A 14626-nucleotide genomic window follows, 5' to 3' on the forward strand; every position below is an offset into this window, starting at 1 on the left:
GTCGATGTTGCGCACACCGAGCTTCGACATCTTCTTGTAGCGCTCCTCCATCTCGCGCACCGCCCATTTCAGCGCGACCACCGCCTTCTTCGGGTCGGTGACGACGGGGGTGAGCAGATGCGGGATGCCGTCATAGACGGAAAGCTCGAGCATCTTGGGGTCGACCATGATCAGCCGGCACTCCTCCGGCTTCAGCCGGTAGAGGATCGACAGGATCATGGTGTTGATCGCGACCGACTTGCCCGAGCCGGTGGTGCCGGCGACGAGAAGGTGGGGCATGCGGGCAAGGTCGGCGATCACCGGCTCGCCGCCGATGGTCTTGCCGAGGCAGAGCGCCAGCTTGTGCTTGGTGCCCTCGAAATCCTGGGAGGCCAAGAGCTCGCGCAGGAAGACGGTCTCGCGCTTGGCGTTGGGCAGCTCGATGCCGATCGCGTTCTTGCCCTGCACCACCGCCACGCGCGCCGACACCGCGCTCATCGAGCGCGCGATGTCGTCCGCAAGCGAGATCACGCGCGAGCTCTTGGTCCCCGGAGCAGGCTCAAGCTCGTAGAGGGTGACCACGGGGCCGGGGCAGGCCTGAACCACCTCGCCGCGGACGTTGAAGTCCTCGAGGATGCCTTCGAGCAGACCGGAATTCTGCTGGATGATCTCGATCGGGATCGCGGTCGCGATCTGCGGCGGCTCGGCCAGGAATTCGATCGGCGGCAATTCGAAGCCCATCGACGCGATCGGCTTGGACACCGGCATGGCCGCGCGCAGCTTTGGAGCCGCAGGCACGACCGAGACCTTCGGCGCTGCGGTCGCAGGCGCGACCTCAGCCTCGGCCACCTTCGGCACGGGCGCAGCCACCGGAACGGCGTCGGGAGCAAGCTGCCCCATGATTCTGCGACGGGGAGCCTGGGCCTTCGGGACCGGTACCGGTGCAGCCGCCTCCACTGCGGCCGGCATGGGAGTCGGCGCGATGACCTGCAGAGCGGGTGGCGTCAGGCTCAGCTCGAAGCGATAGGGCTGCGTCCAGCCGAAGGTCATCGTCGCCGATGCAGGCGCGGGAACCGGCGCAGGCGCAGGGCGCACCGGCTCGGCTGCCACCACCGGCGCGATCGGCTGGGCCGTCGCCAGCGGCGCCCTCGCCGCGACAACCGGCGGCGCGCTTTCGAACGCTGTGTCGTCCTCCTGCTCGGCATCCGGGATGAACTCCCAGAAGGCGGCATCGGAGAGGAAGGCGAAGGGCGTCGTCACTGCCTCGGCCGGATTCTCCTCCGGCAGCGAGGAATCGAGGCCCGGCGCCATCAGCGCATCCTCGCCCTCCCCTGCCATCTCAGACTCGACCTGCGGCGACGATTCGGACGCCGGAGCCTCCAGAGCTCCACCCCCCCAGACCTGCTGCAACATGCGTTGGGGCGTGCGCCAATAGCGCACGCGACCGGGATCGACGGGCGCCTCCGGCTCGGGCTCGGGCAGCGGGATTGCCGCTTCCGCGGCAGCACGCTCGACCTCCTGCCGACGAGTCTTGTCGGGGGTGCGTCCGTAGCGGACGAGCCCCGACGCGCCGGCGCGGGAATCGGCCGGGGCCGGTGCCGGAATATCCGCGAAATCAGATAGTTGATCAGAGATTCGCGCGGCGGGAGAAGCGCTGTTCGTCTGGAGATTGCGATGGATTCGACGCATGGATCAACGCTGGCCCGACACTCACTCGACTGAGTATCGAGAGGTACCGGCGCAGGGTTAACAGCCCCTGAATTCGCGCCGCAGATTGCTGTGAATCGTGGCCCGCTCCCTGTGCACTCAATCGGCCCGGAAGGTGCCGATCATATAGCTCTCATTGCCGATCTCGGTGACGCGACCCTTCACCTCATAGCTCTGGAGATCGACGATCCAGACCACGCTGGAGTTCGATTTGCCCTTGGGCGCGCCGGTGATCGCCGCATATTTCCCGTCCGGCGTGATCGCGATGCCGCGCGGCCGCGACGGCTCGCCGCCCGGGGTCTTCAACTCGACGCGCTTGATCGTCGCAGGCTGCCCAGCGAGCGCCTTGGCGACATCGATGATGTCGATGTTGTTCGAGCGGAACTGCGTCGAGAGGATGCGCTTTCCGTCCGGCAGGAAGGCGGCGACGAAGGGCCGGGTCGGCGTCTTCTCGTCATCGGTGCCGACGCGCACGCGCGCCACCTCCGCCTTGGCGGGATCGCTGAGCGCCTTCTCGACATCGACGATCGTGACGGTGTTGCCGGGCGTGTCGGTCTGGGCATTCTCGCGCGAAGCATGGGCGACGAGCCTGCCGTCCGGGCTGGTCGAGATGCCGAAGCCGCCGGCCTGGACCGGAATGCGCGCCACCTCCGCACCGCTCTCGCCGGCGATCGCCTTCTGCAGGCTCATCACCGTGATGTCGTCGGTGCCGCCATTGGCGCCGAAGATCGTGCCGCCGCCGAGCGCGCTGATGGTGACGCCATTGGTGTCCGGGAAACAGCCGAACTTGGGATCGGGCGCGCGATGCGGGATCGGATTGGGCGGGCAGGGAAAGCCCGGCTTGCCATAGGCCTGCTCGACCTTGCGGATCACCTTGTTGGTGGAAAGATCGACGATGCTGATATGGCGCCCGCCATCCTCGTCGCCCTCCTGCTCGGCATGGGCGAGGACCGCATGCTTGCCGTCGGCGGCGATGGCAAAGCCGGTCGGGCCGAAGCCGCCGGTCTCGATATAGCCCTCGACCGCGCCGAGCGTGCCGTTGCTGGCGGGATCCAGCGCCTTCTTGAGATCGACCACCGTCACCGTGCCGGCATGGCCATGCTGGAAAGCGGCCGCCGCTTCCGGCGTCGAGCGGCCGGAATGGTTGACGACATAGGCGCGGCGCTGGTCCGGCGCGATCGCGATCGAGATCGGTTGGCCGCTGGAAATCACCGTCTTGCCGTCGACCTGGATGTCCGGGGTGACGCGCAGACGGTTGACGACGGCTTTCGGCGTCCCATCATTGGCCGGGTCGATCGCCTTATCGAGATCGATGACCAGGACGACATTGTCCCAGCGTCCGCTCGCGAGGAAATAGTCTTTCGCCATGACCTGGTGTGCGCCTCCGATCGCGCAAAGCGCCAGCGTAGTCCCGAGCAGCCTAGTCGATAGCATGATCGTCCTCCCTCGGTTGTCCCGTTCTCCGGATTCGTCGTTCGCTATGACGGCGAGTTGGTCTCCTTCAGCGCCTCGTCCAGCACCCTGACGACATGCACGGCCTCGCGGCCGGCGCCGTCATGGATCTGGTGGCGGCAACTCGTGCCATCGGCGACGACGAGGTCACCCACCCCGGCCTTGCGCACCGCAGGCAGCAGCGAGAGCTCGCCCATTGCCAAGGAGACGTCGATCGTCGCGGCGCCATAGCCGAAGGCGCCCGACATGCCGCAGCAGCTCGATTCGATCGACCTGACTTCGAGTCCCGGCACCGCCCGCAGCGTCTTCTCCACCGCGCCCATCGCGTCGAAGGCCTTTTGATGGCAATGTCCATGCAGATGGGCAACGCGCCCGGCCTGGTTCTGCAATGGCAGACTGATTTTGCCCGCGGCCATGTCGGCGGCGAGCAGTTCCTCGACCAGCAGCGCTGCCTTGGCCAGCGGCTCGACCTCGGCCTTGGGCAGGAGCGCGCCGAACTCGTCACGGAAGCTCATCAGGCAGGAGGGTTCGAGCCCGACCACACGCGCGCCCTTGGCAACGAACGGTGAAAGCGCATCGAACGTGCGCCGCGCCTCGACGCGGGCCTCGTCGACCAGCCCGGCCGAGAGGAAGGTGCGCCCGCAGCAGAGCGGCCGCCCGCCCTCCGCCGCTTCGACGCGATGCAGGCGATAGCCGCCGGCGAGCAGTACGCGCTCGGCCGCCTCCAGGTTCTCGCGCTCGAAATAGCGGTTGAAGGTGTCGCCGAAGAGCACGATGTCGCGGCCATCGCCCTTAACTGCAGACACGCTCGCCGGTACGGCCGCCTCACGCCAGGGCTTGCGCCAGACCGGCAATGAACGCCGTGCCGAGAAGCCGAGCCAGCGTTCGCTGAGCCTGGCCAGCAGCGGAATGCGGTCGCGCAGGTTCATCAAGGGCGCGAGCTTCGCGGCGAATGGCGCATAGCGCGGCAGGAAGGCGATTAGGCGCTCCTTCAGCGGCAGGCCGTGTTTCGCGTGATAGTGATGCAGGAACTCGACCTTCATCCGGGCCATGTCGACGCCGGTCGGGCAGTCGCGCTTGCAGCCCTTGCAGGAGACGCAGAGATCGAGCGTCTCCTTCATCTCCGGCGAGGTGAAGGCGTCCTCGCCGAGCTGGCCGGAGATGGCGAGCCGGAGCGTATTGGCCCGCCCCCGGGTGAGATGCTGCTCCTCGCGCGTCGCACGATAGGACGGGCACATCGTGCCGCCGACCATCTTCCGGCAGGTGCCGTTGTTGTTGCACATCTCGACGGCGCCGCCGAGACCGCCCCAATCGGACCAGTCGAGCGCCGTTTCCACCGGCACCGGCGTGGCATAGCCCGGCGGGAAGCGCATCAGGCTACGGTCGTCCATATGATAGGGCCGGACGATCTTGCCGGGGTTGAGATGGTTGCCCGGATCGAAGCCGTCCTTGACCGCCTCGAAGGCGCGGGTCAGCGGCCCGCCGAACATCGGCTCGACGAAATCCGAACGCGAGATGCCATCGCCATGCTCGCCCGAGAACGAGCCCTTGAAGCGGCGCACCAGCTCGCAGGCTTCCTCGGCGATGCCGCGCATCGCCTTCACCCCGGCTTCGGTCTTCATGTTGAGGATCGGGCGGACATGCAGGCAGCCGACCGAGGCATGCGCATACCAGGTGCCGCGCGTGCCGTGCCGCTCGAACAGGGCGGTCACCGCGTCGGTATAGTCGGCGAGATGCTCGAGCGGGACAGCGCAGTCTTCGATGAAGGAGACCGGCTTCCCGTCGCCCTTCATCGACATCATGATGTTGAGGCAGGCCTCGCGCACCTCCCAGACCGGCTTCTGCCGGGCGGGCTCGACCACCTCAACCACAGCATCCGGAAACCCATGATCGGCCATGCACTGGTCGAGCCGCCTGAGGTCCCGCTTGAGCTCGGCAAGGTCATCGCCGGCGAACTCGACAAGCAGCAGGCAGTTCGGCTTGCCCTTGGTGATGTCGGCAAGCGTGCGCACGAAGAGCGGAATGTCGGCGCCGAGCACCAGCACATTGTTGTCGACGAGCTCGACCGCGACCGGCCCGAGCGCGACGATGTGCTGCGTCGTCTCCATGGCGGCGCGGAAGTTCGGGAAATGGCAGACGCCCATGACGCGGTGCTGCGGCAAGGTCGAGAGCTTTAAGCTCGCCTGCGTCGTCAGCGCCAGCGTGCCCTCCGAGCCGACCAGCAGATGCGACAGGTTCGGCCGCGGCACGATCAGCTCGTCGAGATTATAGCCGCCGACGCGCCGCTGCACCTTGGGGAAGATCGCCTCGATCTCGTCGCGATGCCGGCCGGCCAACGCCAGCATCTGCTCCATCAAGGCCTGCGCCCGCGGCGAGGCATTGTCGCCGACCGGCCCCTCGCCGAGCGCGAAGGGCTCGCCGTCATGGAACATCGCCTTCAGGCCGACGACGTTGTCGACGGTCTTGCCATAGCGCAGCGAGCGCGCGCCGGAGGAATTGTTGCCGACCATGCCGCCGATGGTGCAGCGGCTCGCGGTCGAGGGCTCGACCGGGAAGAACAGCCCGTCCTTCTTTACATGGCCGTTGAGCGCTTCCAGCACGATACCGGGCGCGACCGAGACCGTCCGCGCGGCCGGATCGTAGTCGCGGATCGCGTTGAAGTGCCGGCTCATGTCGAGGATCAGCGCATCGCCTATCGGCTGGCCGTTCTGCGAGGTGCCGCCGCCGCGCGCGATCACCGGCACGCCGTGCTCGGCCGCGATCGTCAGCGCCGCTGCGATATCGGCCTCGCTCTTCGGGAAGGCGACGCCCTGCGGGACGATCTGGTAGATCGAGGCGTCGGTGGCATAGCGCCCGCGGGTGAAAGCGTCGAAACGCACCTCCCCTTCCAGCGCCTGCGACAGCTTCCGTTCGAAGCCGAGATTGCGGCTGTGCGGGCGCGCCAGCGCGTCCTGCGTCATCTTGTGGCCTCTGCTGTCTCGGGATCTTGCCGGCCGCGTCCGCGCAGGGCGGCAATCGCATCGCCGGCCGGCCCCCAGCATAGCAGCAGCAAGGCCAGCACGACGAGCGTTCCGACCAGCCCGTTTGCCCAGAACACGCCGAGCGAGCCGCCCGAGCCGAGCAGCGCCTGGCGGAAGGCATCCTCGGCTCGGTCGCCCAGCACCAGCGCCAGGATCATCGGCGCGAGCGGATAGTCGAGCTTCTTGAAGACATAGCCGACGACGCCGAAGATCAGCATCAGCCAGATGTCGAAGATCGAGTTCGAGATCGTGTAGGCGCCGATGGCGCAGACGATCAGGATCACCGGCGCGACAAAGGAGAACGGGATCCGCATGATCGCGGCGAAGAGCGGCACCGTCGCCAGCACGATGATCAGGCCGGCGAGATTGCCGAGATACATCGAGGCGATCAGCCCCCAGACGAAATCCTTCTGCTCGACGAACAGCATCGGTCCAGGCTGGAGGCCCCAGACCAGCAGGCCGCCGAGCAGCACCGCCGCCGTCGCCGAGCCGGGAATGCCCAGCGCCAGCATCGGCAGCAGCGCGCTGGTTCCCGCGGCGTGGGCGGCGGTCTCCGGCGCCAGCACGCCCTCGATCTCGCCCTTGCCGAAGTTCTTGCCGTGCTTCGAGAAGCGCTTGGCGAGACCATAGCCCATGAAGGAGGCGGCGATCGCCCCGCCCGGCGTCACGCCCATCCACATGCCGACAACGGCCGAGCGCAGCAGCGTCGCCCAGTAGCGCGGCAGGCCGGCCCAGGTCCGCAGCACGACCTTGAGGTCGATCTTCGCCTGCTTGCCCTTGAACACCAGCCCTTCCTCGACCGTCAGCAGGATCTCGCTGACGCCGAACAGGCCGATCACCACGATCAGGAAGTCGAAGCCGCGCATCAATTCGGTCGAGCCGAAGGTCATGCGCAGGTCGCCCGAGATCGAATCGAGGCCGACCGCCGCGAGCAGGAAGCCGATGCAGAGCGAGGCGATGATCTTGGCGCGGTTCTCCCGGCCCATGCCGATGAACGAGCAGAAGGTCAGGAGGAAGACCGCGAAGAACTCGGCCGGGCCGAAGCGCAGCGCGAACTGCGCGACCAGCGGAGCGACGAAGGTGATCAACACGACGCCGGAGAGCGCGCCGATGAAGGAGGCGGTGAAGGCGGCGGTCAGTGCCTCCGCCGCCTTGCCTTGTACTGCCATCGGATAGCCGTCGAAGGTGGTCGCGACCGACCAGGCCTCGCCGGGGATGTTGAACAGGATCGAGGTGATCGCGCCGCCGAACAGCGCACCCCAATAGATCGAGGACAAGAGGATGATCGCCGAGGTCGGGTCCATGCCGAAGGTCAACGGCAGCAGGATCGCGACGCCGTTCGGCCCGCCAAGGCCCGGCAGCACCCCAACGATGATGCCGAGGATGACCCCGACCGCCATGAAGCCGACATTGTGCCAGGAGAGCGCGACCTGGAAACCGGCGATGAGCGAGGAAAGATCGTCCATCTGTCGTCCTCAGTAGCCGAGCATGGCTTCGAGCGGGCCCTTCGGCAGCGGCACGCGAAACTGCAGTTCGAAGACCCAGAAGCAGGCGATCGGCACGAGCAGCGCCGTCAGCCCGATCGACCACCAGCGCGAGGTGCCGACCACCGCCATGAAGGCGATGATGAACAAGGCCGAGGCGACATAGATCCCGAGCGGGCCGATCAGCGCCACGAACAGGATGAGCGGCCCCAGCACCCGGACGACCTGGCGCAATTGCTCATAGGTCACGAAGATCCCGTCCGGCCGGCGGAAGGACTGCCAGAGGATGAAGAGCGAGGCGGCGAGGAATATCCAGCCGACGCGGGCCGGGAAGAAACCGTTCTGCGGCCCGCCATCCCAGCCGGCGCCACGGCCATGCGAGTCGTAGAGGACGATGCCGGCGAGCCCGATCAGCAGCAGCGCCGTGGCGATCTCGACTGGGCGGCGCGAGATGCCGGGCTCCTGGGCCTCAGCTTCGACTGGCTGTGTCATTCACCGTTCCTCGCGCGTCATCCCGGACAAGCCGCGTAGCGGCGCCGATCCGGGATCCATTCCTGAAGCGTTCCGGAATGGATCCCGGGTCTCCCTTCGGTCGCCCGGGATGACGAAGCATCCCGGCAACGGTCACCCGCTCACTTCGCCATGAAGCCGGCTTCGGTCATCAGCTTCTCGTGCTTGGCTTCGTCCGCCTTGAGGAAGGAGACGAAGGCCTCGCCGTCGCGGTAGTCCGCCGCCAGCGCATTGCGGGCGAGGTAGTCCTTCCACTCCGGCGTTTCGGAGACCTTCTTGAACAGGTCGACATAGAAGGCCTGCTGCTCCTTGCTGACCTTGCCGGGCATGAACATGCCGCGCAGCATCTGGTAGCTGACGTTCAGCCCCTGCGAGGCGCAGGTCGGGATGTCGGCCCAGGACTGCCCGTCGGCGACCTTCTCGGTATAGGCCATCTTCTGCTCGGCGAAGACGCAAAGCGGCCGGGTGGCGCCGCCGCGCCAATTGGCGAGATCCTCGGCCGGATTGTTGGTGGTGGCTTCGACATGCCCGCCCGACAGCTGCGTCGAGGCCTGGCCGCCGGAAGTATACGGGATATAGGCGAACTTGGTGCCGCCCTGCTTCTCCATGGCGAAGACGAGCAGGTTGTCCTCGCGCTTGGACGAGGTGCCGCCGATCTTCATCGCCGGATTGGCGCTCTTGGCCGCCGCCATCAAGTCGCCCGCGTTCTTGTAGGGCGACTTGGCGTTGACCCAGAGCAGGAAGGAATCCTGCGCCAGCATCGCGACGGGCGTGTAGTCGGTCCAGTTCAGTGCCAGCTTGGTCGCCATCGGCGTCATGAAGATGCCGCTCGAGGTGGTGATCAGCTTGTGCGCGTCGCCAGCCGATTTCTGGATGTCGAGCATGCCTTCGGCGCCGCCGGCAGCCGGCTTGTTGACGACGATGATCGGCTGCTTGGTGAATTGCTGCTTCTGGATGATGCCCTGGATCGTCCGCGCCATCTGGTCGGACGCACCGCCCGCCGAGAACGGCACAACGATCTCGATCGGCTTCGTCGGCTCCCAGGCGGAGGCCGGCGCGATGCCGGCGGCCAAAATCGCGGTCGCGGCAAGCCATTGCTGCTTCATGATCGCACCCTCCCTGTGATTGCGCTCTGACGGCGCGGTGAAGGGAGCTTAGATCAAAAAATTTTGCATTCAATCTGAAATTTCTGAGATTCAGAATTGACGACGATCCGTATCCACTCCGTCGTCATGACGGGGAAAGCAAAGCAATCCAGGGGCAGCAGCACTCTACGCCCCCCCCCTGGATCGCTTCGTCGCCCACGCTCCTCGCAATGACGACGCGGTCGATCTACGCCGAGGCCTGCGCCGCTTTCCGCTTGTTGCGCAGATGCAGGAAGAGGATGTCGGAGAGCTCCGAGCCCGCGCGCCGCCGCAGCGCATCGAGAATCGCCTCGTGCTCGCGCATGGCCTCACCGAGACGATCACGATCCTTGGCGAGATTGGCCGAATAACGCACCCGCCGGATCCGCCCGGCAACGCTCGCATAGGTCGCGGCCAGCGTCGCATTTCCGGCAGCCGCGACGATCATTTGATGGATCGCCTGGTTGCAATGGAAATAGCCATGCATGTCCCGGCGCAGGTAAAAGCGATACATATCGTGATGGATTCGTTCGATTTCGGCGAATTCGACCTCCGAGATCCGCTCGCAAGCCAGCCGTCCCGCCAGCGCCTCGAGCCCGCCCATCACGTCGAAGAGCTCGCAGACGTCCTCGGGGCTGAGCTCGCGCACCCGCGCACCGCGATTAGGCAGGAGCTCGATCAAGCCTTCCGCGGCCAGCACCTTCAGCGCCTCGCGCAATGGCGTGCGCGAGATGTTGAAACGCTCGCACAGCGCCCGCTCCGGGACGCGCACGCCATCGGCGAGATTACCCTCGACGATGAAGTCGCGCAGCGCGACCAGCAGCCCCTCATGCAATGAGGCGACCGGCTTCGCAGCCTCGGCTGGCGCCAGGCCCGGCTCATCGATGGTATCGAGAAAAGGCTCGTTCATGCATCATCGCTAAGTTGGTCCGCGCCCGCTGTCGAGCCCGATCACCCATAATCAGCATACCAGATTGCGATTGATCTTCCAAAAAATGAATGCAAAATATCCAGTGAACGCACAAAGCCGCCAAGCCCTCAGGGAGGATAAGACCATCATGCAAGGGCGTCACTTCCTGCACATCCCCGGCCCGAGCCCGATTCCGGACCGGATTCTGCGCGCCATCGCCATGCCGATCATCGACCATCGCAGCGCCGAATTCGCCGCGCTCGGCAAGACGGTGCTGGAGGGCAGCAAGGCCGTCTTCAAGACGAAGCAGCCGGTGGTGATCTACCCCTCCTCCGGCACCGGTGCCTGGGAAGCGGCGATCGTCAACACGCTCTCGCCGGGCGACACCGTACTGATGGCCGAGACCGGGCATTTCGCTACGCTGTGGAAGAACATCGCCACGCGCTTCGGCGTCGAGGTCGAGTTCATCCCCGGCGACTGGCGCCGCGGCGCCGATCCGGCCGCGATCGAGGCTAGGCTCACCGAGGACAAGGCCCGCAAGATCAAGGCGGTGATGGTCGTCCACAACGAGACCTCGACCGGCGCGACCAGCCGCATCGCCGAGATCCGCAAGGCGATCGACGCCGCCGGCCATCCGGCCCTGTTCATGGTCGACACCATCTCCTCGCTCGCCTCGGTCGATTACCGCCATGACGAATGGCAGGTCGACGTCACCGTGTCCGGCTCGCAGAAGGGGCTGATGCTGCCGCCGGGCCTCAGCTTCAACGCCGTCTCGGAGAAGGCGCTGGCCGCCTCGAAGACCAACACGCTGCCGCGCTCCTTCTGGGATTGGCAGGAGATGATCAAGATCAATGCCGGCGGCTTCTTCCCCTATACGCCGGCGACGAACCTGCTCTACGGGCTGAAAGAGGCGCTCGCCATGCTGCAGGAGGAAGGACTGGACCAGGTCTTCGCCCGCCACCGACGCCTCGCCAGCGCCTGCCGCGCCGCGGTCAAGGCCTGGGGGCTGGAAGTGCTCTGCGAGAACCCGGCCGAGCAATCGCCGGTCCTGACCGCCGTGCTGATGCCGCCGAGCCATGACGCCGATCGCTTTCGCAAGATCGCGCTGGAGAAATACAACATCTCGCTCGGCTCCGGCCTCGGCAAGGTCGCCGGCAAGGTCTTCCGCATCGGCCATCTCGGCGAGTGCAACGAGCTCGCTCTGCTGGGCGCCCTCTCCGGTGTCGAGATGGGCCTCGCCGCAGCCGGCGTCCCCCACCGCAGCGGAGGCGTCGCCGCGGCGATGGCCGATCTCGAAGGCGCTGAAGCTGGCAACCAGGCGAAGGCCGTCGCCTGAGCTTCGCAAAGAAGTCATGCAATATCGAACAAGCGCGAGATCCCCTCTCCCGGATGGGAGAGGGCTCGGGGGTGAGGGCCTGCCGCTGAATACTGAGGCGCAACGGCGCCGTTGCGCCTTCTAAGGTTAGGGCAGGCCCTCATCCCTGCCCTTCTCCCACACGGGAGAAGGGTTCCCCACGGATGTCACGCCGATCATCGCCCGTAGGAAACTAGGCGCGAACCTCACTCAGCCGCTGCCACCACCTTCTCCCCCTGCCCCCGCGCCGCCTTGAGCAGGTTCTCGCGCAGCCTGACCACGGCCTTCTGCACCACCGGAAAGTCCTCGCCGAGCCCGGCAGCCGCCACCAGGTTCATCGGCAGCGCCTTCTCGCGCAGCGCCCGGCCCTCCGGCGTCAGGCTGACGCGCACCTGGCGCTCGTCGGCCGGGTCGCGCTGGCGGCGGAGATAGCCGAGCGCCTCCAGCTTCTTCAGGATCGGGGTCAGCGTGTTCGACTCCAGGAACAGCTTCTCGCCGAGGCTTCCGACGCTCTGATTGTCCTCCTCCCAGAGCGCGATGATCGCGATGTACTGGGTGTAGGTCAGTCCGAGCTCGTCGAGGATCGGCTTGTAGGCGCGCCCATAGGCCAGATTGGCCGAATAGATCGCAAAGCAGAGAAAATCCGCCAGTCTGGGCGCCTTCGGATCGTCGGGTGTCAGAGCGGGCATGGCCGGACCTCGTCGTGAACGCGTCATCGTCGCCTCTATATATATCGTATCCGATTAAATCGGAAGTGTTGACATCGGCTCCGAGCATCACATATAAACCCGCATCCGATTAGATCGGATGCGATCTAACGAAGCAGAAGGAAGTCAGACATGTCCAGCACCGACAAGGTTCTCTACACCGGCCGCACCCACACCACCGGCGGCCGCGACGGCGCCGCCCGCAGCTCGGATGGCCGCCTCGAGGTCAATCTGACCTCTCCCGGCGCGCCCGGCGCGGGCACCAATCCCGAGCAGCTCTTCGCCGCCGGCTGGTCGGCCTGCTTCATCGGCGCGATCGGTCTGGCGGCGCGCGAGCGCAAGGTCGCGGTTCCCGCCGAGACCGCCGTCGATGCCGAGGTTGACCTGCGCCATGGCGAAGCCGGCTATTTCCTGCAGGCCCGCCTCAACGTCGCCCTGCCGGGGCTGGATCGCGACACCGCCCGCGCTCTGGTCGATGCGGCGCACCGGACCTGCCCCTACTCCAAGGCGACCCGCGGCAACATCGAGGTCGAGATCAACCTCGTCTGACCCCATCGGACGGCGCCGCGCGGTGATCCCCGCCGGCGCCTTTCCCGACTATCCCCTGCGCAAAGGCATTCCCCCATGGCCAAGAACTCCGAAACCGTCGATCCCAGCCGCCGCTTCTTCGTCGGCGCCATGACGACAGCGATCGCCGCAGCCGGGCTCGGCCTGAACCGGTCAGCTTTGGCGGCCTCGCCCGCACTGTCGTCCTTCGGTACGCTCAAGCAGATCAACGCTGGCGCGCTCAGCGTTTCCTATGCCGAGCAGGGTCCCGCCGACGGCCCCGCCGTCATCCTGCTGCATGGCTGGCCCTATGACATCCACACCTATGTCGATGTCGCCCCGCTGCTGGCGGCCAAAGGCTACCGAGTCATCGTGCCTTCGCTGCGCGGCTATGGCGGAACCCGTTTCCTCGCGGCCGACACGCCGCGCAACGGCCAGCAGGCGGCGTTGGCGGTCGACGTGATCGCGCTGATGGATGCGCTCAAGCTCGACAAGGCGCTGCTCGGCGGCTGCGATTGGGGCGCTCGCACGGCCTGCATCGTCGCTGCGCTGTGGCCCGAGCGCGTCAAGGGCCTGGTCTCGGTCAGCGGTTATCTGATCGGCAGCCAGAAGCTGAACGAGGCTCCGCTGCCACCCAAGGCCGAGCAGCAATGGTGGTACCAGTTCTACTTCGCCACCGAGCGCGGCGCAGCCGGCTACGCCAGGAACACCCGCGACTTCGCCAAGCTGATCTGGGAGACCGCTTCTCCGAAGTGGAAGTTCGGCGATGCGGTCTTCGCCCGCTCGGCTGCATCCTTCGACAATCCCGACCATGTCGCGATCTCGATCCATAACTACCGCTGGCGCCTTGGCCTGGCGCAGGGCGAGCCGCAATTCGATGCCCTGGAGGCGAAGCTCGCAGCCTTCCCGGTCATCACGGTGCCGACCTTCACCCTGGAAGGCGATGCCAACGGCGCTCCGCACCCCGATCCCTCGGCCTATTCGAAGAAGTTCTCCGGCTGGTATCGGCATCGGACACTCGATGGCGGCATTGGTCACAACCTGCCGCAGGAGGCTCCTGCCGCCTTTGCCGAGGCGATCATCGCGGTCGATCGCGCCTGAAAGCGACGTTGCGGAGAGCGGCTCGGGAAGAGTTACCCGAGCCGCTTCCGGATGCAGACAAGTGTAGGAAAATCCCGAGGGCCGCCTTTACGCCTCCTCCCTTACGATCCCCGCGATTTTAGGGAGGTATTGATGGCCTTGAAGATGATGCTTGCCGGCGCGGCCGCCATGATGCTGCGGCAGATCCCGCTGGCCGCACCGGTGGAGCAGGCGCCGGTGGTGTCGCATGCCTTGGACGACCTGCCGATGGAGCCCGCCCCGATAGAGCCGTCCTGGGTCATCGCCGGCGAACCGATGGCCCGCGTTGGCCTGCATTCGCGCAGCGGCGACGACGCCGCCTCCACTGCGGTCTGGGATTGCACCGCTGGCGAGTTTCGCTGGTTCTTCGACTGGGACGAGACCGTGATGATCCTGGAGGGCGAGGTGCACGTCACCGCACAGGACGGCTCGCAACGGACGCTGCGCCAGGGCGACATCGCCTATTTCGCCGGAAAGACCTGGGCAACCTGGCGGATCGATACATATGTCCGCAAGATCGCCTTCTGCCGCAAGCGCTTCCCGGCGCCGGTCGCCCTCGCCTACCAGCTGCGCAACATGCTGCGCGGCGATCGCGGATCGCAGGGCGGCCTCGCCGCCTGAGATGCTGCCGGCCAACCGCCCGGCAGGTCCAGAGATGACCTTTGCCGGGTCTGTCCCGTACCGCGGGCGCCGAACTGCGCCCTGTCCGAAGAT

General features: G+C 66.4%; 11 protein-coding genes and 1 pseudogene. 4 read left to right on the forward strand and 8 right to left on the reverse strand.

Annotated features, from left to right (window positions below; genetic code table 11):
* From VGV58_RS15545 to VGV58_RS15575, 7 genes and pseudogenes are all read right to left on the reverse strand, one after another.
* Window positions 1–1101 (reverse strand): annotated as a pseudogene (locus VGV58_RS15545) (DNA translocase FtsK); the annotation flags it as partial.
* A gap of 684 nt (window positions 1102–1785) precedes the next feature.
* A complete protein-coding gene (locus tag VGV58_RS15550; protein WP_326874944.1) occupies window positions 1786–3120 on the reverse strand; it encodes a YncE family protein in 1335 nt (444 codons plus the stop codon).
* A gap of 44 nt (window positions 3121–3164) precedes the next feature.
* On the reverse strand, window positions 3165–6098 hold the full coding sequence (locus VGV58_RS15555) for an FAD-binding and (Fe-S)-binding domain-containing protein (protein WP_326874945.1): 2934 nt from the start codon (window positions 6096–6098) through the stop codon (window positions 3165–3167).
* Window positions 6095–7624, reverse strand: a complete 1530-nt coding sequence (locus VGV58_RS15560; protein ID WP_326874946.1) for a tripartite tricarboxylate transporter permease — start codon at window positions 7622–7624, stop codon at window positions 6095–6097. The genes VGV58_RS15555 and VGV58_RS15560 overlap by 4 nt, the downstream gene beginning before the upstream one ends.
* A 9-nt stretch (window positions 7625–7633) precedes the next feature.
* Entirely contained in the window at window positions 7634–8134 is a 501-nt protein-coding gene (locus VGV58_RS15565) for a tripartite tricarboxylate transporter TctB family protein (RefSeq protein WP_326874947.1), read from the reverse strand.
* Window positions 8135–8274: 140 nt separating this feature from the next.
* Window positions 8275–9258, reverse strand: coding sequence for a Bug family tripartite tricarboxylate transporter substrate binding protein (locus VGV58_RS15570; protein WP_326874948.1), 984 nt, complete (start codon window positions 9256–9258; stop codon window positions 8275–8277).
* A gap of 226 nt (window positions 9259–9484) precedes the next feature.
* On the reverse strand, window positions 9485–10186 hold the full coding sequence (locus VGV58_RS15575) for a GntR family transcriptional regulator (RefSeq protein ID WP_326874949.1): 702 nt from the start codon (window positions 10184–10186) through the stop codon (window positions 9485–9487).
* 148 nt (window positions 10187–10334) lie between these two features.
* Between VGV58_RS15575 and VGV58_RS15580 the strand changes: the two genes are divergently transcribed.
* Window positions 10335–11522, forward strand: coding sequence for a pyridoxal-phosphate-dependent aminotransferase family protein (locus VGV58_RS15580; protein ID WP_326874950.1), 1188 nt, complete (start codon window positions 10335–10337; stop codon window positions 11520–11522).
* Between the two features lie 224 nt (window positions 11523–11746).
* On the opposite strand, the gene VGV58_RS15585 is transcribed toward VGV58_RS15580, so the two are convergent.
* On the reverse strand, window positions 11747–12229 hold the full coding sequence (locus tag VGV58_RS15585; protein WP_326874951.1) for a MarR family winged helix-turn-helix transcriptional regulator: 483 nt from the start codon (window positions 12227–12229) through the stop codon (window positions 11747–11749).
* Between the two features lie 150 nt (window positions 12230–12379).
* Between VGV58_RS15585 and VGV58_RS15590 the strand changes: the two genes are divergently transcribed.
* The 3 genes from VGV58_RS15590 (at window position 12380) to VGV58_RS15600 (ending at window position 14533) form a co-directional block, all read left to right on the forward strand.
* On the forward strand, window positions 12380–12796 hold the full coding sequence (locus tag VGV58_RS15590; protein WP_326874952.1) for an organic hydroperoxide resistance protein: 417 nt from the start codon (window positions 12380–12382) through the stop codon (window positions 12794–12796).
* A gap of 75 nt (window positions 12797–12871) precedes the next feature.
* A complete protein-coding gene (locus VGV58_RS15595) occupies window positions 12872–13894 on the forward strand; it encodes an alpha/beta fold hydrolase (protein ID WP_414643987.1) in 1023 nt (340 codons plus the stop codon).
* A 132-nt stretch (window positions 13895–14026) separates the two neighbouring features.
* Window positions 14027–14533 (forward strand): cupin domain-containing protein, encoded by a 507-nt coding sequence (locus VGV58_RS15600; protein WP_326874953.1) that lies wholly within the window; start codon window positions 14027–14029, stop codon window positions 14531–14533.
* Window positions 14534–14626: the final 93 nt, after the last annotated feature.

It is taken from the genome of Allobosea sp. (genome assembly GCF_035944895.1).
In the GTDB taxonomy this organism is placed as follows: domain Bacteria; phylum Pseudomonadota; class Alphaproteobacteria; order Rhizobiales; family Beijerinckiaceae; genus Allobosea.